Raw genomic sequence first — 24,849 nt, forward strand, 5'->3', positions numbered from 1 at the left:
GTGCCAATTCGCCTAGGGCGGAAGAAGACGGGCTGACATGACAGATCGGTCCGGGAGAGGCGTCTCTCCCGGACCGATGATGAGTTTATTCGTCGCTGTTTCCGTCTTCTGAGTCCGAACCGTCTCCGGAGTCGGTTTCGTCGCCACCCTCGTCGCTGTCGGGAGTGGATTCGTTCAGCGTCGAGATGCAGTAGAACTTCTCGTCGTCGGTGCTCAACGTGGCGCTGTTCTCGTCGCACTCACCGGGCTCGTCGACTTCCTTGTCGATTTTGAAGTCGTCGTCGGAGGCCTCTTCGCAGGAAATCGGAGTGGCTTCCGCCCCGTTGGACTGCGTGGCGCAACCGCCCACTTCGAACGGCGCGGGTTTCAGGAGGAGGAAGAGTCCACCCGACACTCCGAGGAGCACCACGATTCCGGCCACGATCGCCACCGGAAGGACCCAGCCCTTCTTTTTCTTCTGTGGCGGAGGGCCGTATTGATAGGGCTGCTGTCCTCCCATTCCCGGCTGCGCGGCGGCTCCGGGAGGAACGGCACCGGCGTTGGGATCGAACTGACCTTGCTGGCCCGGTTGCCCGGGCTGACTCGGTTGGCCGGGCGGCCCAGGCTGGGCGGGCTGTCCCGGCGGCATCGCTCCGGGTGGGGGCGGCGGGCTTTGCGCGCCCTGCATCCCCGGGGCCGGCGGTACGGAGCCGTCGTTCGGTGGCTGGAATCCTCCTGCCGACGAGGCGGCGGAGGGAAGTCGATGGGTGTCGTCCGCGCCGGGCGCGGGCTGCTGCGCCGCCGGTGCGCCGTTGGGTGCCGACGGTGCGGCGGGCGGAGTCACCGGCGCGGGTTGTCCCGATTCGGATTCGGCGTTCATCCCGGGAGCTTGGGGAGCCGAGGGCCAACCGCCGTTCTGCGGTGACGATTCCGACGGCTGTGATCCACCCGCCGGAGCCGGAGGAGGGTTGAACCCGACGCCCGCTTGGGGGAGGACTTCGGTCGACTCTTCCCCGGGACGTGGTGCCGAGGCATCGGCATTGGAGATGTTCAGTTTCGTGGTGCCGTCGTCCGATTCATCGGTCTGAGCGGCGGCGTCCCCGGTACCCGTTTCCGGTTGTTCCTGGGGAGTGTTGTCAGAGGTCGTCGCTTCGGACGCCGGCGCCGATTCACTCTGCGCGTTCGCGCCGGGGGTCAGCTTGACCGTTCCCACTTCAGCGGTATCACTGCTGGTGGTAGAGCTCTCGGGGGCGTCGGTCGCCTCATCGGCACTGTCGGCCTCTGCGTCGGCCCGGGGTTCCGGCTGCGGCTCGGAGTCCTGCCCAGGCGTCGTCGAAGCCGCCTCATTGTCAGGCTTTTCAGCAGGTACGTCTTCCGGCTCTTGGCCTGGCTCTTTCCCAGGCGTTGCTTGAGAATCGGAGGTCACAATAAGCTCCTCTGTGTTCTTACGCGACAATTCCCCATCGCGACGTCGACTCTTACCGTACTAGAGACCTGGATATGGAATCCCTTCAGGTCTCATGAGTATGCTGCCCAACTACTGTTCGTCGCCACTGAGGCGGGCAGAACCGGCATCTGGAGCAGCATACGATAAACCGCCTCCAGACGTCGACGGCACGAAACCATGCCGCCGCCCGGTGCCGACGCCGTTAACGATTCCGCGCTCGGGTTGTCGATGACGATGGGAGCGTCGATCAAGCGCGGCTTCAGAGGCTTCTCTGGAACGACGCGCGACGGGGATTCCACGTCGGGCTCATTGAAACGCCAGCTCCGCGCCACCTTGTCGACGCCGACAGGATAAACGGTCAATCCGCGCGAATCCAATCGCATCCGCAGGAAACATTTCGAATCGATGATCGACAGTCCCGCGAACAGTTCATTGGCGTTCACACCGAAACGGTTCGCAACCAACAGATACAGTCCCACCAACCACGTGGCCGCCAATCCGGCCACCGGGATATAGGCGATATAGGGCCAGATTCCATAACCCGCGTATTCGGACAGGACTTGCGTGCCCCACCATGCCAGAAGCGTGTGCGTCCCTCCATGTGCGACGCCCAGGACATAGTGCTTCGTCGACCGCCGCCCGGTGGAGTGCGCGAAGGCGCTCGCCGCCGTGATCAACAGGGCCGCACTGGTCACGGTCGTCCCCGCTCCCTGCATGATGGCCACGGCCGCCAACAGCTGCGCCACTCCAAGGAGGATCACAAATCCCTTGTTTCGCCAGGGAAGACGCCCGAAGATGCCGAAACCGTAGCGCCAGGAGCGGCGCGCCGACGGGTAGCACGTGCGCAGGGTGTAGTCGCGGGAACGTGCCTCGGGATCGTCGAAGGAACCGGTGAGGGGCGCGGTGATGTGAGTGGGCAGGTTATGGGTCGGGGACAGATAGCCGCCTCCGCCACCCGCCGTTACCAGGTGTCGAATCTCGCCGGAGGACTCGGATGGTGGTGCGCTGGTGGCGTTGCCATCACTCTGCGAGTGCCGTGTGCTGGGGTGGAATCGGCTGCCGGGGCGGCGTTTTTGGCGTGGCAGGGTGGCGCCGTCGGGCGAGTCTTCGCGAAAATGGGCGTAGTGGTGGCGGTCGCCGGTGAGGATGAGCGGGACCTTGGCCCCGCGTGGGCGAATGATGTGGTCGATGAAGAAGTTGATGCGGTCGAACTCCTGGCGGTCGTGTTCGGTCCACACCCAGGCCGGTTGTGGGACGCAGAGGATGACGTGGTCACCGGGTTGAATCTCGCGCGCGGTGTCGTGGAAGTAGGCCAGTTGCGGTGGGTCGATATGGGAGTCGAAACCGCCGTCTATGGCCATCAGCCACCAGCGATGTGGGAGTTTGAGGGTACAGTAGGAGCGGGACTGCGGGGTGGTCCATCCGCCGAAGCCATCGCCACGGAGGAAGAGGCGGCTGAAGGCGGTAAGGCCGTCGAACCAGTCGTGGTTGCCGGGAACGGCGTAGAGGTCGCGCGCGTCGTCGGGGTTGGCGGTGGAGTAGGGGCCTCGGGTGCGGTTGTCGTACTCGCGCCAGTTGGCGGCAGGGTACACTTCATCGCCGCCCATGACAAGGATGTCGCCGCCGGGAACGGTATCGGTACCGGCGACGGCCAGTCGGGGCTGGGAGATGAGATGGGCGATGGAGTAGGTGGCGTTGAACCCGTCGCCGACGTCGGCAACGTAGTCGAGTCCGAGGGTGTCTCGGTCGCTGTAGTCGAAGGCGTCTTGGGGGTAGAAGGCCGCCAGTTCCCGCTTGTCCAGGTAGGCCCCGAAGGCGCGGGCGGCACCGAGGCGGATCGCGGTGTCGACCAAGGTGGTGGGCGACAGCCATTTGACCGAACGTTGCGGTGGATACCCGAGACGGGTGGCGTCGAGGCGGTGGGCCGGTCGCGCTGGGTCGGTGGCGTCCGGAGTTCGTTGTGTCGCAATATCTTCGGTGCTCATGGCGGGACCGTCCTTGTGGTTGGGGTGGCGACGAAGTCGGTCGTTACGGCTCTGACCGTCACGTGACGGAGTGTCCGTTAAGCGTCATGCTGACACAGTTTGTCGCCCTTGGGAACCCCCAGAACTCCCTTAGGTTATGTTTCCAGTCCGTTCGGTAATCAAGTCGGACCCATAAGACCGAAACAGCCGCTGAGCCCGGAGCGCTCCCGGTCCCAGCGGCTGTTCGTTGTTTTGGTTCGGTGGTTGAGTTCTACGGTATTTCGGGAACGTCGCCGTCTTCTCCGCCGTCGCCACCATCACCGTCACCACCGTCTCCGTCGCCGTCACCATCGCCTGTCGATTCCTCAACGGTGACCACGACCGTGGTTCCCTGCTTGACCACGTCGCCGGATTCCACGTCCACGCTCTTAAGAGTCTTGGACGGATCATCGCAGCCTTCACCGTCGCATTGCACCTCAATACCTTCAATGGTGCGGAATTCCTCCAGGGTGGTCTCTTCCAAGGTGTAGTTCACTGCGACCCCGGGGAAGTACACGGTGACGACGCTGCCTCGCGGAGCGGTGCTGCCGTCGTCCGGGTCCTGATCGACCGATACGCCGCCTGGAGTTCCTTCGTCCACATATTCGGCCTGGAATTCGAAACCGGCGCCTTCGATTTCCGATCGGGCTCGGTCTTCACCCATTCCGACCGCGTTGGGAACGGTCGCCTGGGAGCCTTCCGAAACCGTGAGAACGACTTCCGAGCCTTTATCGGCCTGGTCGCCGCCGTCGGGCGATTGATCGATAACTTCATCGAAATCGGCCGTGGAGTCGGAGTCGACCTCCTTTTTCACGCTGAATCCGGAGTCTCGCAGAGTCTGCGCGGCGGTCTCGTAGTCGTCACCGAGCACGTCGGGAACTCGGACCTGGCCCGGTGCTTGCAGGATCGTAATGGTCACTTCGGACCCTTTGGCTTCTTGGCCGCCTCCGCTCGGATCTTGCTCGATGACGGTGCCGATGTCCTCATTGTCGGGATCCTCGGCCGTCTCGGAGTCCTTAGTGACCTCGAACCCGTCGGCCTCCAGCGTTTCTGTGGCCACTTCTTCGCTATCGCCGGTCACGTCGGGAACCCGCACCATCTCCTCCGAATCGCCGGTGAACGCCCACAGACCCCATATGATGAGGCCGAGCAGCAAGAGCGACAGAATCAATAGCAAAGCGATGAGCGGCCCGCGTTTGCGGCTTTTGCGGGTTTCGATCGGCGCGATCGGTTCGGTGGATTCACCCGCACCACCGTCGGCTCCCATCGACGCCGGCATCACCATGGGGGCGGTCACGTCGCCCCCGCGTACGGCGCGCAGAAGATCTTCGCGCATCTCCCCGGCCGACTGGTAGCGATTGTCGGGGTTTTTGGCGAGCGCCTTCATGACCACCGCGTCGACGGCGGGCGGCACGCTGGGGTTCAATTCCGAAGGTGGGGTGGGGTCCTCTTTAACGTGCTGGTAGGCCACGGAGACGGGGCTGTCGCCGGTGAACGGGGGATGCCCGATGAGCATTTCATAGAGCACACAGCCGGTGGAGTACACGTCCGAGCGAGCGTCGACGGTTTCGCCGCGGGCCTGTTCGGGCGACAGGTATTGCGCGGTGCCGATCACCGCCGAGGTCTGGGTCATTGTGGACTGGCCGCTGGCGAGGGCGCGTGCGATCCCGAAGTCCATCACTTTGACTTGACCGGTACTGGTCACCATCACGTTTCCGGGTTTGACGTCCCGGTGGATGATGTGGTGTTTGTGGCTGAAGTCCAGTGCGGAGCAGACGTCGGCCAGGACTTCGCAGGCGCGGTTGGGTTCGAAACGCCCGTCGGCGAGGAGGAACTCTTTGAGAGTGCGGCCGTCGACGTATTCCATGACCATGTACGGAATGCCGTTTTCTTCACCGGTGTCGAAGACGGCCACGATGTTGGGATGGTTGAGGGAGGCGGAGTTCTGGGCTTCCCGCCGGAATCGCACGAGGAAGGTTTCATCGTTGGCCAGGTCAGAGCGCAGCAGTTTGATGGCGACTTCGCGGCCGAGGCGGCGGTCGCGCCCTCGGTGAACTTCGGCCATGCCGCCGTAGCCGACCGTCTCACCTATCTCGTAGCGTCCGCCGAGTAGGCGGGGTTCTTCACTCATCGTTGACTCGATCTTCCTCGCTGTTGTGCATCTTGATTGATTGTAGCGACTGGCTCGACGGGATATTCGCTTCTATGAGGAGTAATTATCGCTTTGCCCCTGAATGACCGGTTCGACGTACGGGTCGACTACCTCACCTCGCACGTCAATCGCAGTCGGGGTCGGTGGGGTCGATACAACCGCCGATGGGATCGTCGTCCCCGTTGGGCGGGTCGTTGTCGGTATCGTCACCGGGATTCTCCTGGTCGTCGTTCTCGTCGTCGTTGTCCGAGCCGGTGGTTTCCTCGCCGGAGGGTTCGTCGGTGGTCTGTATCTGGTCTCCGTCGTTGTCACTGCCGTCATCCGCCGTCAAGTACCAGGCCAATCCCCCGGCCACGGCGATGACGAGGACGACGGCGGCGATGGCGACGAGGGTCAGGGACGAACGAGGTTTCGGTGCCATCGTATCGGCATTACCGTCCGTCGTGAGCCCAGTGGGGGTTGGTATCCCGGGCGCGCCCGTGTCGGCATGCACCGTGCCCGTGGCGTGGTGTCCGTTCGGCATGGCGGCGGGCGCCGCCTGCGGCATGACGCTGGTGGGTGGATTCTGCTGTTGTTGCGGATGGAGGGCGGCCTCGGCCGCCACGGCGAATCCGTTGGCGTCGGGAAAACGTCCGGCCGGGTCTTTCGACATGGCGGTGGCGACGAACTGCGCCACCTGTGGTGCCACGTGGGTGCCGAGCGGCTGCGGCTGGGTGCGGATATGGTGCAGGGCGACTTCGATGGGGTTTTCGGACACGAATGGACGCTGCCCGGAGAGCGCGTGATAGGTGACCACTCCCAGGGCGTACTGGTCGGAAGCGGCTCCTGCCCCGTGGCCTTCGGCCTGTTCGGGAGCGATGTAGGAGGCCGTTCCCATGACCGCACCGGTCTGTGTGAGGTCGGCGCTGCTGGACGAGCGGGCGATACCGAAATCGGTGAGGAGGGCCTGTCCGTCCTGTCGCAACAGGATGTTTCCCGGCTTGATGTCGCGGTGGACGATGCCGTGTCCGTGGGCGTGCTGCAGGGCGCGGGCGATGGCGGCCACCACCGGCAGGATCTCTTCGGCGGGGAGCGTACCGCGCTGTTCGATGAGGTCTGCCAGCGATTGCCCGTCGACGTATTGCATGACCAGGTAGGCGGTGTCCGATCCGTCTTCGGTTCGGGTTTCGCCGTAGTCGTAGACCGACACGATGTTGGGGTGGTCGAGAGCGGCGACGGTTTTCGCCTCGGCCTGGAACCGTTGAATGAATTCCTGGTCGGTCACCAGGCTGGGTAGCAGCAGTTTGACCGCCACGGTGCGTTCCAGCACCGTATCGGACGCCTTCCAGATCTCTCCCATTCCGCCGGTGGCGATGGGTGACGTGAGTCGGTATCGTTGCCCCAGAACGGTGTTCGGGCTAAACATAGTCGGGCTCCCCTGCAGACGGCATCACGCGAACGCCAGGTGATCGTGCCCACCGGCACCCAAACGTAACCGGAGTGGACGTAGGCACCGTCCACCGGCTGTCACCTGTGATTTCGCACGGTTGTGTCGGCATCGATCGGTGCGGACCCGGATCATTTCCGGACGAGGCGGTTCCACGTGCCTCCCTTACCGACCGATGGCGGCATTTGTGTCATTCCTAAGCATATGGCACAGCCACCACAGGGATTAACGTGTGTGGTTCTCATTGTTGCCCGCTCAAGGCGTCCGGCGCGACCGCCCACCTAACCGTCCAAAACAGTGGACATGAGCTGCCCGCCAATACGAGTCGCCTCACCCGAGCCGCCGTCGCCGTAGTTCTGCAAGAATACGCAGACGGCCACCGCTGGGGCGTTGGAGTCACCTTGCCCCCAGCCGATAAACCAGCCGTGCGAGGGACGGTCGGTGCCCTCGGCGTCGGTGTTCTCCGCCGTACCCGTCTTTCCCGCGATGGTGTAGCCGGGTTGACGTGCGTTGCTTCCGGTGCCGTTCGGCCCGTTCACCACTTCCCGCATGAGAATCTTCATCTCATGCGCCTGCCCGGTCGTCAGGATGTCGTCGGCCCGTTGCGGCTGAAATTCCTGCAAGGTCGCCCCACTCTCCTGATCGGAGATCTCCGTCACCAACATGGGGTCCATTCGGGCTCCGTCGTTGGCGATCGTGGCGGCGATAACACTGTTCTGCAGTGGACTCATGCGTACGTCCTGCTGCCCAAAGCAGGATTGCGCTCGAAAGGCGGGGGCGGACACATCGCCGATCTCAGAGGTCGCCGATTCCAAGGGAGTCTGAAAGGCCTCCCCCATACCGAAGTCGGCGGCCATGTCGTTCATTTCCTTCGCACTCAACGTGTCGACGCACAGACGGGCGAACGTGGTGTTGCACGACCGCGCGAAGGCCTCTTTCAGGGACAGTTCCTCTTCGGGACACTGATCGGCCTCATTGGTGATCGTGTGGTCGGTGTCGGGCGGCTCGTACGAATTGCCCGCCGGAACCATGGTGTCGGCGTTGCCGTGGCCGTTTTTAATGAACGCGGCGGCCGTCACGGTCTTGAACGTTGATCCGGGAGGAAAGACCCCTTGACGTGACTGGTCGAACAGTCGGCTGTTCGTGCTGCCCTCCTCACCGTCGGCCGTCACCTCCTCCCACGCCGCCGCGGAGGTGTCACGGTCGTTGGACGAGATGGGGGTCGGATCGAAGCCGGGCACCGACACCTCGGCGAGGATCTCGCCGGTCTGTGGGTTGAGCACCACCGCCGCGCCGTCCACTCCGGTGTCGGAAACGGCGTCGTACGCCTGTTGTTGCAGCGGTACGTCCAGACCGGTGACGACGTTTCCTCCGAGCACCGCCTCACCGGTGAAGGTGTCCTTCACCTGTTCGGTGAAGAACAGTGAACCGGTGCCGTTGAGGACTTCGTTCTCCGTGCTCTCCAATCCGGAGGTGCCGTAAACGATGGATTTGTATCCGGTGAGATTTCCGAAATAGCTCCCCTCCGGATAGTTCCGATAATATTTGAGCTGCCGGTCCGGATCGGCTTCCAGAGATTCGGCGAGGACGGTACCGTCGGCGGCCTGAATCTGGCCGCGCGGTACTTCGTACTCCTCGATCAGCACCCGGGCATTGTGATCGCTGTTGGACAGTTCACGGGCGTCGAAGAACTGTACTTTATTGAGTTGCAGGAAGATCGCGCCCAGCAGAACCAGTGCGATGATGCCGGTGCGCCGCAGTGCCGGATTCACCGTTCCCTCTTTTCTTCCGCGTCGTCGGCGGGTTCGTCGGGTTGATGCTCGCTCGTTTCATCGGTCTCGGAATCCACGATGTCGGGTTCCGAGGTGACTTCGCTGACGTCGGGCGAGACGATCTCACCGGAATCGGCCGCCAGAATCAGCTGCGTGTCTTGCACTCCCGCGGGCGCGATGTCACCGGATTCCTCGACGGCGGCGACGGGCCTGTGGCCGTACTGTTGCTTCCAATCCGGCGGTGGCTGAACCTTCCGCAATCCGTACGAGGGGCTCCACGGCTGTCGGGACGCATGCGAAATACGCGCCAGCAAGGCGATGAGAATCCAACTCGCCAGCATCGACGAGCCGCCCGCGGCCAGGAACGGGGTGGTGAGACCCGTAAGCGGTATGAGCCCGCTGACTCCTCCGGCGACGACGAAGACCTGGAAGGCGATGGAGAATCCGAGCCCGCTCGCGACGAGTTTGCCGAAACCGTCCTTGACCGTGACACCGCTCTTAAAGGCGCGCTCCACCAGGATCGCGTATAGAACCAGAATCGCGGTCAACCCGGCCAGGCCGATCTCCTCTCCGAAGGAGGCGAGAATGAAGTCGGAACCGGCGAAGGGGATGATATTGGGCTCTCCTTGCCCCGGGCCCGTTCCCAGAAGTCCGCCCGATCCCAGTCCTATGAGTCCCTGCACGAGCTGATAGGACTGATTGTCGACCAGTTCCGGGTTGAACGGATCCAGCCAAATGCGCACCCGCAGCTGCAGGTGGGCGAAGAAGGGGTAGATGGCGACACAACCGCCCATGAACAGAAGCAGACCGATCACGATCCACGACAGTCGCCGAGTGGCCATGTACAGCAACGCCATGAACAGCCCGAAAAACAGCAGTGAACTGCCAAGGTCGTTTTCCAGCACCAGAATCGCCATTGACGCCAACCACATGATGATGATCGGACCGAAATCGCGTAGGCGAGGGAATTGTAGACCCATGAACTTCTTCCCGGCGATTCCCAGGACGTCGCGCTTTTGGTACAGGTAGTAAGCGAAGAACACCAACAACATGAGCTTGGCGAACTCGGAGGGCTGAAAGGAAAACGGCCCCACGATGATCCAGTTCTTCGCTCCATTGCGTTCGGAGATCGCCGCCGGTAGAAGCCCGGGAAGCGCAGCGAGAACGATACCTCCGAACCCGAGAGTGTAGGCCACCGAACGCAAGAGTCGATGATCGGTCAACACCATGAGAACGACGGCGAAGACGACGGTGGCGATCAGGACGAACACCAACTGCCGCCCGCCGCTTCCGGAAAAGATCCCCGCGTCCGCCGCGACGGGATCCGTGCTTTGACTCAGCGAGAGACGCCGCAGAAAAAGCACTCCGATACCCGACAGGAGACCGGCCGCCAGCACGATCACGGGATCGGCATAGGGAGCGAAGCGACGCACCGCCAACCACTGGACCAGCAGCACGACACAGAGGACACCGGCCAGCAACAAGGCGTTCGAGGCGATGAAGCCGTGTTCCCCCAGTTCGATGGCGACGGCGAACACCACGATAACCACCATGGCGAGCACGAGGAGCGTTATCGATCGGCCGGTCCGTCGAGGCATCCCCGACATGGGCGTCAGCGACAGCTCTCCGCTCTTCTGCGATTGTGCTCGCGCCGACACCGCCTGAGCCATTCTGCGCTTCCCTCGTTCGCGTCGCCTACCTCACTACACCAGTGCGCCCAGCCTATAGGTTCGGCCTCTTATTTGTGCGAAATCTCAGAAGCTCGGGTGTGACGCGGAAACCCGGTGTGAGACTCGTAAGGTCACGCGTCGGTGCCGCAGGGCGCATCGGTGTCGGGCCTACGCTTGACACACTCTCGCGCCGACCGTGGCTTCGTCTATAGTAGGCCGTGTTCTTGCACCGGTCAGGCCAAGAATTCGGGGCCCGCTATCGGGTTTCGTTGACGATTGCGATACATGAGGAACAGCGACTATGGCATTGTTCAGCCGACACGACCTCGCCGAAGAGGACGCTGTCGCCGTGATCGGGATGGGCCGCTTCGGCTCCGCGGTCGCCCATTCGCTCACCCGGTTGGGGCATGAGGTGCTGGCTCTGGACGAACGCCAGGACGTGGTCCAGCGTTGGTCGGACACTTTGGACCACGTGGTACAGGCCGACGCCACCGACTCCACGGTCCTCAAACAGCTCGGGATGGGCGAATTCGATCATGTGGTCGTCGCGATCGGGACCGACATCGAAGCCAGTGTGCTGACGGTCCTGGCCTGTGAAGAGGCCGGGGTCAACGAGATTTGGGCGAAGGCCATCACCGCCAAACACGGCCAGATCCTGCACCGGGTCGGCGCCCATCACGTCGTCTATCCGGAAGCGGCCATGGGCGAGCGCGTCGCCCACCTGGTAACGGGCAAAATGATGGACTTCATCGAGTTCGACGACGGTTTCGCGATCGTGAAGACGAAGGCCCCGGCGGAGGCCGTGGGACTGCCGCTCGGCGAGTCGCGCCTCAGGTCGAAATACGGCGTCACCGTTGTAGGTCTGAAACAACCGGGTGAGGATTTCACCTATGCGACGCCGGAATCCCTGGTAAACGAGGGCGACACCCTGATCGTCTCCGGAAAGACCAAGAAGGTCGAGGCCTTCGCCTCGCAGACCTGACCATGGCACACTTCAGCGAGAGTTTCACCCGACACCCGGTTCGCCTGGTCCCGGTAGGCTTCGCCATCGGGATCGCGGTGACCACCACCTGCCTGCTGCTACCGATCGCGTCGCGGCAGAGCGGCTCCACGGGGTTTCTCGACGCTCTGTTCACCGGCACCTCGGCGATCACGGTGACCGGGTTGATCACCCTGGACACGTCGACGCACTGGACCCTGTTCGGGGAGGCGGTCATCATGATCGCCATGCAGATCGGCGGAATCGGCATCATGGCCAGTGCCGCCTTCATGGGTCTACTGGTGAGTCGGAGGATCGGTTTGACCGGTCGTCTGCTGACTCAAGCGGAGTTGAATCGCACGATCGACATGGGCGATCTACGTAGCATCCTCATCAAAGCGGTGACGATCTTCGGAATCGTCGAAGCGGCCACCACCCTGGTTCTCTCGCTTCGCTTCTACCACGCGTACGGTTTCAACAAATTCGACGCCTTGTGGTACGGGCTTTTCCACGGCGTGAGTTCGTTCAACTCCGGCGGTTTCTCCCTGTTCGCCGACTCGTTGGAAGGCTACGTCAACGATCCGTGGATCATCCTCACCATCGTCACGGCCGCCATCATCGGTGGCCTGGGAATGCCGGTGCTGTTCGAACTGTCGCGGCGTGGCTGGGGACGGCACCGTTGGTCGCTGCACACGAAAATGACCCTGGTGGGAACCTCGCTGCTGTTCGCTCTCGGTTTCGTGGTGTTTCTGACCTTCGAATGGTCCAACCCCGCCACGATGGGGCCGTTCGGATGGAAGGAGAAAATCCTCCCGGCCCTACTCCAGGCGGTCATGCCGCGTTCCACCGGTTTCAACTCGATCGACGTGGGGTCAATGACCACCGAGTCGATTCTGGTCGCCATCGTGCTGATGGCCATCGGGGGCGGGTCCGTGTCGACCGCCGGTGGCATGAAGGTCACCACCTTCTTCCTGCTGGCCTGGGTGATCTGGTCGGAACTGCGCGGTGACCCCGACGTGTCGGCGTTCCGGCGCCGCATCCCCGACACCGCCGTTCGTCAGGCGCTGTCGGTGGCGCTGATCTACGTGGCCCTCATCGCGGTGGGGGTCCTGTCGATCCAGATCATCGATCCGCATTTTCAATTGCAGGAAATCATGTTCGAGGCGACCTCGGCGGCGGCCACCGTGGGCCAGTCCACCGGAATCACCGCGGAGTTGTCGAGCCCTTCCAAGGCGGTGGCGATCTTTTTGATGTACGTGGGGCGTATCGGGCCGGTACTCTTTGCCACGTCCTTGGCCATTCGCACCCGGCAGCGGCGCTACCGCTTCCCCGAGGGCCGCCCGTTGGTCGGTTAGCATCGATTCGCCTAAGTCGCTCTATGACTCCTGGCGGGGGTTCGATACAACGCCCGAGGTATGACCTGGCAGCCAGGCACCCGCGAAGCACCCAGTAGAGTGTAATTACTCTACAGAGTTGAGTAGAATTCGTGTGTTGGCGACCGTGCGAGGCCACGGGACCCGCACGCGGTATTCCGCCCCGCTCAACTCCCGACACGTCTATACGCGATCGGAGCCGAACCACATGCCCGCCACATCACAACCGTCGGATACGCCGAGTGGCACCGCCCCCACCACTCGGGCGCAGCGTCACAAGGGCAACCGCATCCCCCGGCTGCGCATGCGCACTCAGCTCTTGTTGCCGGTCACCGCAGCGCTCACCGGCCTGCTGATCCTCGCGCTCATACAGTTCCTCGGAGCCTGGGCCGACTACAACGAGTCCAGCGACGCCGAGAAGGTATCGGACATGGCTCACACCCTCGTCGACCTGGTCGACAGCGGTCAAAGCGAAGTCGGTTGGGCACTCGAAGCAGGGCACATCACACTCGACGACATGGATCGACTGCGCAAAGAGACCGATGAGCTGAGCGCCGAATTCCGATCCCAGGCCGATCCGCTCGTCGAGCTCTATCCCGAACTGGACGACAGTGTCTCAACCGTCAGCGCGAATCTGGATCAATTGAGTTGGGCACGCGACATTCTCGACGACGTCTTCGCCGGAAACACGTCAACGGACGAAACCGTCGCCCAGGAGGCCTACGCCGTATACCGCGACAGCGGAAACAGCCTGGTGGAACTCGGGTTCGAACTGACCACACTCATCGACGACTCCGAAGTCACCGCCCAACTCGACGCCCTGGCCGCCGCGCTGCAAGCCGGGCGCTACGGTGCGGAACTGCAATTTCGCATCATGACCGACATTGAAGTCTCCGACGACTCCGGTCTGGTCAACCGCAATCGACTGGCCGAGGCCGCCCTGCTCGCCGGTTCGTACGACGAACAGATCAACCAGTTCCACACCAAAGCCTCCCCCTCCACCCGAGAGGCCTACGACGAATTCCGGGAACGCGAAGGTCCAACCACCGCCCGCGAAGCGCTCGCCGTCTACCTACAGGGTTCGGTACCGCAGATTTCCAGTCAGGACTGGATGATCGCCCAGGCCGAAACGGTGTCAGGACTGCACGAGGTGCAGACGCAGAACGCCGAGGAGCTCAGCGAACTGGTGGACGACAAGAAAGTCTCGGCCACCACGTCCCTGTTGACCACGGTCGGTGTATTGACCTTGCTCAGCTTCTTCGCCGTGGCCACCGCAATCAGCTTGGCGCGCCGCATCTCCGACCGTATCGATACGGTCAGGGAAAACACTCTCAGTGCCGCCTACGACGAACTGCCCAAGACCGTCGCCTCGGTCGCCGGAGCCACCAGCCCCAAGCAGGTGGACGAACTGCTGGAACGGGCCAAGAACCGCCACTCCGAAATCGCCGGCGACTCCGGTCGCGACGAGCTGTCCAGCCTGGCGGCCGCCTTCAGCACCGCGCACTATCAAGCCTTGCGCCAGTCCGCCAACCAGGCGCTACTGCGACTGGACGTGCAGGCGATGATGCGTACGCTGGCTCGTCGAGGTCACACCCTGATTCGGCGTCAGCAGGACATGCTGGAGGAATCAGTCGACAAGCACGACGACAGCGAGATCCCACAGCAGTGGAAGTCGCTCTATCACCTTGCCTCGCGTATGCGCCGAAACGAGGAGAACCTGCTCTTCCTGGCCGGCGGCGACCCGGCCCGACGCTACGGCAACCCCACCGACTTCGGAACGGTCATCGGCGACGGTGCGGCGGAAATCGAATCCGCTCACCGGATCCACATCGACAATTCGGTCACCGCCAGCCTCACGCCCGAAGCGGCTTCCGACGTGGTGCGCATCCTGTCGGAAATCCTCGACAACGCCGCGAGCTTCTCGCCGCCCAAGACGCCGGTACAGGTGGTCACCCGACGTTCCGGATCCGACCTGGTTCTGTCGGTGGCCGATCAGGGTATCGGTCTGCAGCCGTCCGATGTCGAGGCCATCAATCAACGTCTCTCCGAACCGACCCAGTTGACCAGTGAATTGACCGCCACGATGGGTCTGTTGGTGGTGGGACGTCTGGCCGCGCAACACGATATTCAGGTCCGACTGCACTCTACGTTCGGTAAGGGAACCCTGGCGGTCGTCACCCTCCCCGCCCACACCCTGATCGACACGACCGATCACACAGGTGCCATGCAGCAACATCCACCGGCCCGACTTGCCCTGGCCGCCCACGCCGCCAACGTTCCCATGGCCGGAACCGGACGCGACCCGGAAGTGCCCACCGCGATCGACCCCATTGTGCCCGACCAGCGAAGCCGAGGCGGTCAGCCCGCCTCGCGTCCGGCGGCAGCCCAATTGCCACCGGCGTCCGGCCCCGGAGGCCGGATCAATGGCGTCGAACAACCACAGGTGGCCACCACCTCCGAGACTCCGTCCAAGATCAACGTGACCTTTAAGTCGGTGAACATGACATTGCAACAGGAGGCGCAGCAGCCTCAAGGACCAGACAACCTCCCGCGCCGTGATCCCGGTTCCCGGCTGGTGCCGGGGTCGATCCCCGACAATGCCGTTCCTCCCCGGTCGAACGGTGGCGGGGCGAACGACTCCTCCGCGGCACCCCTCGATCCCAACGAGATCAGAAGCCGACTGTCCGGGTTCGCCTCGGGTATCGCGGCTGCGGACGACGAGTTGGGACATGACACTCAATAAGCGCCGACTGCGCTCAATCGCATTCCGCTGGAAGGGAATTGGGAATCGTGTGGTCGGTCCGCCGTCGTGTGGACCACCTGAGCCTCCCCGCTTGAACATGATTCACAATAATTCGGAAGCTCGATTAGAACGGAAACAACATGACCATAGCCCGTGGACAACTTGACTGGCTGATGACGAACTTCGTGGAACAGGTCCCGGACGTCACCGACTCTCTGACCGTTTCAGTGGACGGTCTGGCATTGGCCTCCTCGGAGGGGCTGACCACCGACCGCGCCGATCAATTGGCCGCCATCACCTCCGGCCTGGCCTCACTCACCACCGGAGCGTCAAAGGTGTTGGGCGCCGGCCGTATTCGCCAGTCGGTCATCGACATGGACGAACAGGTCCTCCTGCTCATGAGCGTCGGCGATCGCGCTCAGGTAGCGGTGCTCGCCGAATCCGGTTGCGACCTCGGCCAGGTCGGTTACGAAACCGCCGTCTTGGTGAAGCGGGTACACGCAGCACTGGAGCCCGAAGCTCGCCAATAAGATCCATTCCATTGAATAGGATCTTGCTCACGGTCGGAAACGAATTTGACGCGAATCAACTTCTCCGACCCCCGTCCCACATCGTTTGACTCCCGATTGAACAGCACGGACTACCGAACGATACGATAGCGATACCCAATGCCACGCGGTATAAATGCTGCCCCTCCGCACACGCCTCAGCTTTAACCGCTATTCTGCGAAAGCTACCTGGAACAAGAAAATGGAGGCCCTAGGTGACCACGGTTGAGCCCAAGGTCGAGCCGAAACCGATCGTCTCGCGTCCCTGGCCTGTCCGAAGAGAGCCGAAGGGCTCCTGGCTGGCCCGGACACTGCGTACCACTGATGCCAAGCAAATCGGTATTCTGTACTTCATTACCTCGTTCGCCTTCTTCGGCATCGGGGGTATTCTCGCGCTGGTCATTCGCGCCGAATTGTTCCAGCCCGGACTACAGTTCGTATCGGAGGAACAGTTCAATCAGCTGTTCACCATGCACGGCACCATCATGTTGCTGATGTTCGCCACTCCGATCGTCTTCGCGTTCGGAAACTATCTGGTACCGCTGCAGATCGGGGCTCCCGATGTGGCGTTCCCCCGTCTGAACGCTTTCGCCTATTGGCTGTACCTCTTCGGTTCCCTCATGGTCGTCAGCGGATTCTTCACCCCCGGCGGTGCCGCGTCGTTCGGTTGGTTCGCCTATCAGCCCTTGGCCAATTCCGTGAACTCTCCCGGAGTCGGCGGGGACCTGTGGTTCGTGGGTCTGACGATTTCGGGTCTGGGTTCCATCCTCGGTGCGGTCAACCTGATCACCACCATCGTGACGATGCGCGCGCCCGGCATGCTGATGTTCCGTATGCCGATCTTGACGTGGAACATCTTCATTACCGCTCTCCTGGTCATTCTGGTGTTCCCCATCCTGGCCGCCGCTCTGCTCGCGGTCGTGGCCGACCGTAACTTCGGCGCACACGTATTCGACCCCGAAACCGGCGGGGCGATCCTGTGGCAGCACTTGTTCTGGTTCTTCGGGCACCCCGAGGTCTATATCGTGGCGTTGCCGTTCTTCGGTATCGTGTCCGAGATCTTCCCCGTCTTCAGCCGCAAGCCCATCTTCGGTTACAAGACCTTGGTCGCCGCCACGTTGGCCATCGCCGGTCTGTCCATGGCCGTCTGGGCTCACCACATGTACGCCACCGGCGCGGTCATGCTTCCGTTCTTCTCGCTCATGACCTTCCTGATCGCGGTACCGACCGGTGTGAAGTTCTTCAACTGGATCGGAACGATGTGGCGCGGCCAGTTGACCTTCGAGGCACCGATGCTGTTCAGCCTGGGCTTCCTGGTCACCTTCCTGCTCGGTGGTCTGTCCGGTGTTCTGCTGGCCAGCCCGCCCATCGACTTCCACGTCTCCGACTCCTACTTCGTGGTGGCGCACTTCCACTACGTGCTGTTCGGAACGATCGTGTTCGCCGTGTACGCGGGGGTCTACTTCTGGTTCCCGAAGGTAACGGGTCGGATGTACGACGAACGCCTCGCCAAGGTCCACTTCTGGTTGACCTTCATCGGCTTCCACACCACGTTCCTGGTGCAGCACTGGCTGGGCAACGAGGGCTTCCCACGCCGCTACGTCGATTACCTGCCCGGAGACGGCTTCACGACGTTGAACATGATCTCCACGATCGGGGCGTTCATCCTCGGCGCCTCCACGTTGCCGTTCATCTGGAACCTTTTCAAGTCCTACAAGACCGGCCGGGTGGTCGAATCCCGTGACCCATGGGGTTACGGCGGCAGTCTGGAATGGGCGGCACCGAACCCGCCCCTACTGCGGAACTTCGACCGCTTGCCGCGCATCCGTTCGGAGCGTCCGGTCTTCGATGAGAAGTGGGGACATCTCGTGAAGGACGAAGGCGGGCACTAACCCGACTTCAATAACAGGTCGCTTTCACACTGTGGGGCGGACGGTCGAAACCGTCCGCCCCACAGTCGTCTGCAATCCCGTGACACGGTTTCCGTATCCACCGCTCGGCCACGAACAACACCAAAGTGTCGGATACCCGACTTAATAGGGCGCATATCTACCTCCCCCACTTTCCTCCAGACGAGCGCCCAGTGCCGCAACGACAACGACGCCGAAACCTCACGTCAAGGAATGCGACGTCCATGAACCGATACACCGTCCAATCACGCACGATTCAGCGCCCCAGGCGAACTGACACCCGTACGGGGATCAAGATCGGCGACTTGGCGTTGGCACGATGTGGGGATAAAAGTCTGGTGCGAGGGTTGTATTCTCGTAATAGACAACAACCATATTCGCGTTCCCAGAGCTGGCAGCGATCGTATATCCTTAATACTGAAGAAGGATCAATCGTGCTTTCTTTGGGTGACAGACGCTTGTGACGAGCTGATCACCTGCTCCCGTTACGGCACTGTCCTCTTTACAAAACTGTGGGCATACCCAGGTATGCTCATGGATATATAGTCAGCCATACACTCATTGGGCGCTTCTCAATCCGCATTCGAACGCCCAAGCTATACACACGGAGGTGACAGATGTCCGCAGTCGGAATGGACGAAGAAACAGTCCACCAGGCAGCACAGGACACTTTCAACACCAAGCAGACCGTTGAGGGCAACCTCGGCACCATCAAGGGCGTCGTGGACAACGTTCTCGGCAGCTGGGAAGGTGAAGCGGCCAAGACGTTCGAGGAGCTCATGGAGGTCTGGGACGAAGAGGCCAAGGACCTGTTGGAGCAGCTCGAGACCATTGGTCAGCTTCTCGACGAAAGCGCTTACAACGCCGCAGAGGCCGACGCCGCCGGTCAAGAAGGACTGAACGAGTACGCCTCTGAACTGATGGGTTAATTGAGCTTCTCGGTTTTCCTCGCATCGACGTCCATATCGGACTATCTCCTTGACTCCCCGATCGACGCCGATGCTCCGGGAAACACCTTTAGCGCCAAACCCCAAAGCGCAGAATGACACCCCCGACTAAGACTTGAGAGGAAGATGAATCATGGCGATTCGCCTCAGCTACGAAGAGCTGGAAGAAACCGCTGAGCAGTTGGAAAGCAACTCCGAAGAGATCAACTCGGAGCTGCAGGACCTGGCCAACAAGCTGGACCAGCTTGACTGGCAGGGTTCCGACCGTGAGGCCTACGAAGCCGCTCGCGAAGAGTGGGACCAGTCGATCAACAAGATCAACGAAATCCTGGCCGCGATCGGTAAGGCCGTCACCGCGGCCAAAGAAGCCTACGAAGAGACCGAGCAGGCCAACGCTTCGTCCTTCGGATAATCGTCAATCCATTCGACGAAACTGAGGCGGGTTTGAGCACCCCGACCGTAACGCTCTTGTCGGCGGGTCGGGATTCTCGAACCCGCCTTGTTGCGTCTGCCTCGGCTCACAACCGGTCCGAAGTCATGACGCGGCTTGCTGCTCGCTCCCGCAACATTTCACCATAGGAATCGATCAGCTTACCCGCCGTGGCACTCCAGGAGAATCCACGCGAATGTTCCCGCGCTCCCCGCCCCAGGCGATGCCTCCATGAGGGATTGTCGGCCAGTGCCTCTATCGCGTTCGCCCAGCGGCGCGGATGATGCCCATCGACCAATAGCCCGGAATACTCATCGGCGACCGCGGTCGTCAATCCGCCGGTGCGCGTGGCGAGTACCGGTGTGCCTCCCGCTTGAGCTTCCAGAGCCACCAGACCGAACGACTCGTTGTGACTCGGCACGGCGACCATATCGACCGCCCCGTACAGATCCGCGAGAGCACTGCCATGACGCGGATCCAAGAACATGGCCGAGTCCGACAGCCCGAGTTCGGCGGCGAGTTTGGGAAGCCAGTAGGGATCGCTGTTCGACGGGCCGCCTATGAAGATCGGCACCAGACGTCCGGCGAGTTCGGGACGACGGCGGCTGAGGTCGGCGATGCCTTTGAGGATGGTGTCGGGGCCCTTGGCCGGCTGAATGCGTCCGACGAAGGCGATCGCGATGTGGTGGTCGTCCAGGCCCAGTGCGCGTCGCGTGGCGGCTATCCGATCGTGGGTTCGCGGTTGGTAGGTGTCGAGATTGACTCCGGGAGGCACGATGTCGATGCGTTGTAGATCGGCACCGTAGTGACTGTGGAGTTCGCGGGCCTCCGAACACGTATTGGCGTGCAGTCGGGTGGCGATGTCGGTGATCTGTTGTTCGCCGATGATGCGCGCTTGCGGCTCGGGGGTCTCGTCTTCCGACAGGCTGGCGTTCTTGACTTTGGCGAGGGTATGGAAGGTGTGGACGAGTGGTACCCCCCACCGCTCTGATGCCACCCATCCGACCTGTCCGGACAGCCAGTAATGGCTGTGGATGAGGTCCCAGTGGTGTTCCGGACGGTGCGCTTCGGTCCGTAGCACCCCTGCTGTGAAGGCGCACAACTGACTGGGGAGGTCGTTCTTATTGAGTCCTTCGTACGGCCCGGCGGGTACGTGGTAGACCGTGACGCCCGGCATGGGTCGATGGGAGAGAGGTTGTGTGGACGCCGTGGCCCGAGTGAAGATGTCAACCTCAACCCCACGTTTGGAGAGTTCCTTGGCGGTGTTGAGAACGTAGACGTTCATTCCGCCGGCGTCTCCGGTTCCCGGTTGGGCCAAAGGAGAGGTGTGCACCGACAGCAGCGCTACGCGACGGAGTTGTGTGTTATGTCTCCGTCGTGGGCTCATTGGGTGTCCTTTCGGATGGTTTTTCGTTAGACGCCTATATAACGCGAAAAGGAGTTGGATATTTCCCGACTGGCGAGTCTATCTCGCAACTTTTCCTGAGCGTCTAGAGCGTGGCCAAGAACTCCAGGTCATAAGGGACTGCCTACTCCCGTCTGTGGCATAGGAGGCGCGCCTCGATCGGGTGAGAGCCAGAAATTTGTTCGCGACACGAGGCGGAAAATCCCCTAAAACTGGATTTTTCGGCCATGATGTAACTAAGCGCCCGTAGTCCACCGCACAGAGTGATTGCGGCGCGCAAGGAATCGCGGCGAACGCACCAGACTCGTTTTCCGCACTCCTGATATTCGAGTCCTGCCCAGGGGCCTTACCGTCGATCACCGCTCCACACAAGGTGATGGAGCACCGATGCGGGCCCGCCCAAGGACTCGACATTGCTATAGACACGACTGCGAACCGACGTTTCGGACACGCAGCCACTAAGACGAATGTCGTTGTGCCTTCAATGTCGATCGCACAACTATAAGGGGGAGACATTTCACTATGAGCACCGCAATTGTGCCATCAGTTAGACCAGCCGACAGCGCCGGAGAAGCCACCGGGCTTTCCCGCTCCAACGACATGGCCCACAACACCGGACAACATGCGCTGCGGCGTCTACCCGTACAGGAACGGTCGGCGGCCCGAGTGGGTCGCATGCTCGACGCCGCCGCGGACTTGATCGAGGAGGTCGGCTACGACCGCTTGTCCACCACTGCGATTGCTCAGAAGGCCGACGTAGCCATCGGCTCGGTGTACCAGTTCTTCGGTGACAAACGATCCCTTGCGGAGGCACTCAGCCAGCGCTATATCAAACAGTACTTCGAGCGCTTGGAGGTCCGCCTCAACACCGACAACCCCGATAATTGGCGCAGTGGAGTAGCGGCGGCCTTCAAGGAATACACCTACATGTATCGCACGGCTCCCGGATTCCGCGTCCTGCACTTGGCCGACGCCATTGATCCGGGCAAAGGATCGACCATCGCCACCGGAGCCGATGTCATCGCCGGTCACATTGCCACCATGCTGGAAGACCACTACAGCGTTCGCATCACCCCGAACTTGCGGGAAACGATCGGAGTCGCGGTGGAAACCGGACAGGCGCTCGTACGACTGGCCTTCCGTCGGGACAAGACCGGGGACGACGCCGCGCTCGCCGAAGCCGAGCGAGTGGTGTGCGACTACTTGGAGCGTCGTCTGAACGACTAAATCACCGAGACCGTTGGTTCTCGCTACGAACCTCACAGGAGGGGCCTTCCAATAAAGAAGGCCCCTCCTGTTGTCCGCCACTTCCCGTCATCTAGGGCCTCTCTCCACCCAAACCGATAGGTGATCCAGGCAACTCACTAGTCCTGCAATATAATACGTCTGAGTAGCCGAGTATCGTGGACGGTTCAGTGGCCCACTACAAATTGGCAATACCGAATAGACGCCTAGTACCGTAACGGAGCTGCCTGCACCTCCAGGAACACTCGACCACCATGCACCCCTGCTGCAACCGGTGAGCCGCTAGCATCACGCAGAATGTGACGCAGCGGCAGAGTCGGCTGTAGTTCCAAATACCCGATTGATCCTGCGATAGTGCCAACCGGCGAGTTTCCAGCGCAGCGGCAGTAGAGCAAACTGTGGTTCCATCGGAGCTCAGTCACCGTACTGTCCCCAGGGACGAGCCGACCGGCGAGCCGCTAACGACGCGCGTAGCGCGTGTGCAGCGGCGGTAGAGCCGAAGAGGAGCTCAGGTAGTTCCAGGTGCTGCAGATTTGCGCGCGGAGGATTCGTCGCGACCTTCAGGTCGTGAGAATCCCCCACAGCGCAAAGGTGGAGTGCCTGGGGAAAGCTGAGCGGTCACCATTAAACCAAAGCAGAAGGAAGGGAAGCCATGGCCAATGCCGCAGCTGATCTCCGTACCGTAATTCGCATCGGGCCATTCCGAAAGTTGTGGACGGTACTGGGGCTGGCCTCTTTCGGTGACTGGCTGGGGCTGTTCGCTACCGCTGGATTCGCGCAGTCGCTGTTCGACGACCCCACCGCCAAGGGTCTGGCCTTCGCGGGTGTCATTGTTCTGCGTCTGCTTCCGTCGTTGGTGTTCGGACCGATCGCGGGCGTGTTGGCCGATCGATTCGATCGGCGCATCACCATGTCCACCTGCGATGTGCTGCGCTTCCTCCTTATTGCTTCCACCCCAACGGTTTATGTCCTCACCGAGAACGTCGCCTTCACCATGGTGTGGCTGGGGGTGGCTCAGATCCTCATCGAACTGGTGGTCATGGCCTGGATGCCCGCCAAGGAAGCGTCCATCCCCAATCTGTTGCCGCACAGTAAGCTTGAGACGGCCAATCAACTGACCTTGGCCACGACGTACGGGCTGGCTCCGCCTCTGGCCTTCGGCGTCTTGGCTCTTCTTGAACGCGGTGCTTCCCAATGGTCCGCCTGGGGCATGTTCGGTGAACCCATGGTGTTGGCGCTCTACATTGACGCGGCAATGTTCCTCATCGCCGCCGTTACCGTTTTCTTCTTCATTCCCGAGATTTCCGGCCGTGACCGCCAGGAGACCCCCAAACCGCAGTCGATGTGGCGCGATTTCGTCGACGGCCTCGGCTATCTGCGGGGCCACGAACTGGTGCGGGGACTGATCATCGGGATCTTGGGCGCCTTCAGCGGTGCCGGTATTCTCATCGGCGTGGGTCAGACCTATGCCATCGACCTCGGCGGAGGCGGCGCGGCGTTCAACACGCTCGCCGCGGTCCTCTTCATCGGTCTGGGATCGGGAATCGTGTTCGGCCCCAAGCTCGTGGGTTCGCTGTCGCGTCCCCGTTGGTTCGCCGTATCCATCATGGTGGCCGCGTTGGGTCTGGTCGCCGACGCGCTCGCTCCGATCCTGCATCTCGGTCTGATCGGTTCGTTCGTCATCGGTCTGGGTGCGGGAATGGCGTTCCTGGCCGGAATCACCTTGCTGCAACGTGAGGTGCACGACGACGTCCGCGGGCGCATGTTCTCCTTTATCGCCATCTCCGCGCGGGTGGTCCTCATGGCCGCCATGGTGATTTCCGCCCCGCTGGCGGGTTGGGCCACCACCTGGTTGAGCTACGGATATATCAGCCCCAGCCGTGTCCTACTGTTGGTCGCGGCGCTATTGGTGGGGATTCTGGGCGTCTACGCTTTCCGTCGGATGGACGACAAACCGGGGGTGAACCTCTTCGGCGACCTCTGGCGTTCGATCACGCGTAAGGACAGCGCTCCCACCGGTTCGGCCAACGCTCCGGGAGTGTTCATCGTCTTCGAAGGCGGGGAAGGCAGCGGTAAGACCACTCAGGTCCTCAAGCTCGTCGCCTGGTTCAAGCAGTCCGGCTACGACGTCGTCCACACTCGGGAACCGGGCGGGACCCAGCTCGGCAGTCGGATTCGTTCGCTCATCTTGGATGCCAAGAATTCCGACGCGCCGTCCGACCGTGCCGAGGCGCTGCTGTACGCCGCCGATCGCGCCCATCACGTGAACACCGTGATCAAGCCGGCTCTGGCCGAGGGCAAGGTCGTCATCTCCGACCGATACCTGGACTCCTCGATCGCTTATCAGGGCGCCGGTCGTGGTTTGGGGGCCGATGACATCGCCGGATTGTCCAAGTGGGCCACCGACGGGTTGACACCGGATCTCACCATTCTTCTGGACGTCGATCCCGCCGTCGGTGTGGCACGCGCCAAAGGAGACAGCACGGGGGATCGCATCGAGCAGGAAACCGTTGACTTCCATACCACCGTTCGCGAGAGCTTCCTGGCTCTGGCTCGCAAACGACCCGGACGTTACCTCGTCGTTCCCGTCACGGGCGATCCAGGCGCGATAGCCGATGATATCCTGAACGACGTGCGGCAACGCTTGAACATGGAGCAATTGCGTCGGGCCGGACAATCCGACTGGCCGGACTTGGACTCCTCGTTCTCCACACCGAACAACGGTTCGCGTTCCAACGGCACGCGTCATTCTCCACATGAGCGTGACGGTGATGTCAAGGCAACGACGATGACTTACGACGGCACGGATCACTAGCGATA

The 24,849-nt window shown here is 62.0% G+C and carries 16 protein-coding genes; 9 read left to right on the forward strand and 7 right to left on the reverse strand.

Annotated elements, in window-relative coordinates; genetic code table 11:
- Positions 1 to 85: 85 nt before the first annotated feature.
- From HALAL_RS0103670 to HALAL_RS0103700, 6 genes are all read right to left on the reverse strand, one after another.
- Positions 86 to 1,405: a hypothetical protein gene (locus tag HALAL_RS0103670; RefSeq protein ID WP_025272699.1), complete on the reverse strand. Its 1,320-nt coding sequence runs from the start codon at positions 1,403 to 1,405 to the stop codon at positions 86 to 88.
- Between the two features lie 92 nt (positions 1,406 to 1,497).
- On the reverse strand, positions 1,498 to 3,411 hold the full coding sequence (locus HALAL_RS16470; protein ID WP_025272700.1) for a hypothetical protein: 1,914 nt from the start codon (positions 3,409 to 3,411) through the stop codon (positions 1,498 to 1,500).
- A gap of 250 nt (positions 3,412 to 3,661) precedes the next feature.
- On the reverse strand, positions 3,662 to 5,560 hold the full coding sequence (gene pknB, locus HALAL_RS0103685; protein ID WP_025272701.1) for a Stk1 family PASTA domain-containing Ser/Thr kinase: 1,899 nt from the start codon (positions 5,558 to 5,560) through the stop codon (positions 3,662 to 3,664).
- Positions 5,561 to 5,705: 145 nt separating this feature from the next.
- Positions 5,706 to 6,986 carry a serine/threonine-protein kinase gene (locus HALAL_RS16475; RefSeq protein ID WP_025272702.1) on the reverse strand — a complete coding sequence of 427 codons (1,281 nt, stop codon included), beginning with the start codon at positions 6,984 to 6,986 and terminating at the stop codon, positions 5,706 to 5,708.
- 302 nt (positions 6,987 to 7,288) lie between these two features.
- Positions 7,289 to 8,779, reverse strand: a complete 1,491-nt coding sequence (locus HALAL_RS0103695; protein WP_025272703.1) for a penicillin-binding transpeptidase domain-containing protein — start codon at positions 8,777 to 8,779, stop codon at positions 7,289 to 7,291.
- Positions 8,776 to 10,449: an FtsW/RodA/SpoVE family cell cycle protein gene (locus tag HALAL_RS0103700; RefSeq protein ID WP_025272704.1), complete on the reverse strand. Its 1,674-nt coding sequence runs from the start codon at positions 10,447 to 10,449 to the stop codon at positions 8,776 to 8,778. Before HALAL_RS0103700 ends, HALAL_RS0103695 begins: the two co-directional genes overlap by 4 nt.
- A 301-nt stretch (positions 10,450 to 10,750) precedes the next feature.
- Between HALAL_RS0103700 and HALAL_RS0103705 the strand changes: the two genes are divergently transcribed.
- The 7 genes from HALAL_RS0103705 (at position 10,751) to HALAL_RS0103735 (ending at position 19,361) form a co-directional block, all read left to right on the forward strand.
- Positions 10,751 to 11,431, forward strand: coding sequence for a potassium channel family protein (locus HALAL_RS0103705; protein ID WP_029767325.1), 681 nt, complete (start codon positions 10,751 to 10,753; stop codon positions 11,429 to 11,431).
- Between the two features lie 2 nt (positions 11,432 to 11,433).
- On the forward strand, positions 11,434 to 12,783 hold the full coding sequence (locus HALAL_RS0103710) for a TrkH family potassium uptake protein (RefSeq protein ID WP_025272706.1): 1,350 nt from the start codon (positions 11,434 to 11,436) through the stop codon (positions 12,781 to 12,783).
- Positions 12,784 to 13,009: 226 nt separating this feature from the next.
- Positions 13,010 to 15,544, forward strand: a complete 2,535-nt coding sequence (locus HALAL_RS0103715) for a sensor histidine kinase (protein WP_035534340.1) — start codon at positions 13,010 to 13,012, stop codon at positions 15,542 to 15,544.
- 140 nt (positions 15,545 to 15,684) lie between these two features.
- Positions 15,685 to 16,074, forward strand: a complete 390-nt coding sequence (locus HALAL_RS0103720) for a roadblock/LC7 domain-containing protein (RefSeq protein WP_025272708.1) — start codon at positions 15,685 to 15,687, stop codon at positions 16,072 to 16,074.
- A gap of 233 nt (positions 16,075 to 16,307) precedes the next feature.
- Positions 16,308 to 17,984 carry an aa3-type cytochrome oxidase subunit I gene (gene ctaD / locus HALAL_RS0103725; RefSeq protein ID WP_025272709.1) on the forward strand — a complete coding sequence of 559 codons (1,677 nt, stop codon included), beginning with the start codon at positions 16,308 to 16,310 and terminating at the stop codon, positions 17,982 to 17,984.
- A 635-nt stretch (positions 17,985 to 18,619) separates the two neighbouring features.
- Complete coding sequence (locus tag HALAL_RS0103730; protein ID WP_025272710.1) at positions 18,620 to 18,931, forward strand: WXG100 family type VII secretion target; 312 nt, start codon at positions 18,620 to 18,622, stop codon at positions 18,929 to 18,931.
- A 151-nt stretch (positions 18,932 to 19,082) separates the two neighbouring features.
- Positions 19,083 to 19,361 (forward strand): WXG100 family type VII secretion target, encoded by a 279-nt coding sequence (locus HALAL_RS0103735; RefSeq protein ID WP_025272711.1) that lies wholly within the window; start codon positions 19,083 to 19,085, stop codon positions 19,359 to 19,361.
- A gap of 106 nt (positions 19,362 to 19,467) precedes the next feature.
- Here HALAL_RS0103735 and mshA read toward each other — a convergent pair whose 3' ends face one another.
- Positions 19,468 to 20,766, reverse strand: a complete 1,299-nt coding sequence (gene mshA / locus HALAL_RS0103740) for a D-inositol-3-phosphate glycosyltransferase (protein WP_025272712.1) — start codon at positions 20,764 to 20,766, stop codon at positions 19,468 to 19,470.
- A 540-nt stretch (positions 20,767 to 21,306) separates the two neighbouring features.
- Between mshA and HALAL_RS0103745 the strand changes: the two genes are divergently transcribed.
- Together HALAL_RS0103745 and tmk are read left to right on the forward strand one after the other, a co-directional pair.
- A complete protein-coding gene (locus HALAL_RS0103745) occupies positions 21,307 to 22,011 on the forward strand; it encodes a TetR/AcrR family transcriptional regulator (RefSeq protein ID WP_084471847.1) in 705 nt (234 codons plus the stop codon).
- Positions 22,012 to 22,681: 670 nt separating this feature from the next.
- Positions 22,682 to 24,844, forward strand: coding sequence for a dTMP kinase (gene tmk / locus HALAL_RS0103750; RefSeq protein WP_025272714.1), 2,163 nt, complete (start codon positions 22,682 to 22,684; stop codon positions 24,842 to 24,844).
- Positions 24,845 to 24,849: the final 5 nt, after the last annotated feature.

The organism is Haloglycomyces albus DSM 45210 (genome assembly GCF_000527155.1).
Taxonomy (GTDB): Bacteria; Actinomycetota; Actinomycetes; order Mycobacteriales; family Micromonosporaceae; genus Haloglycomyces; species Haloglycomyces albus.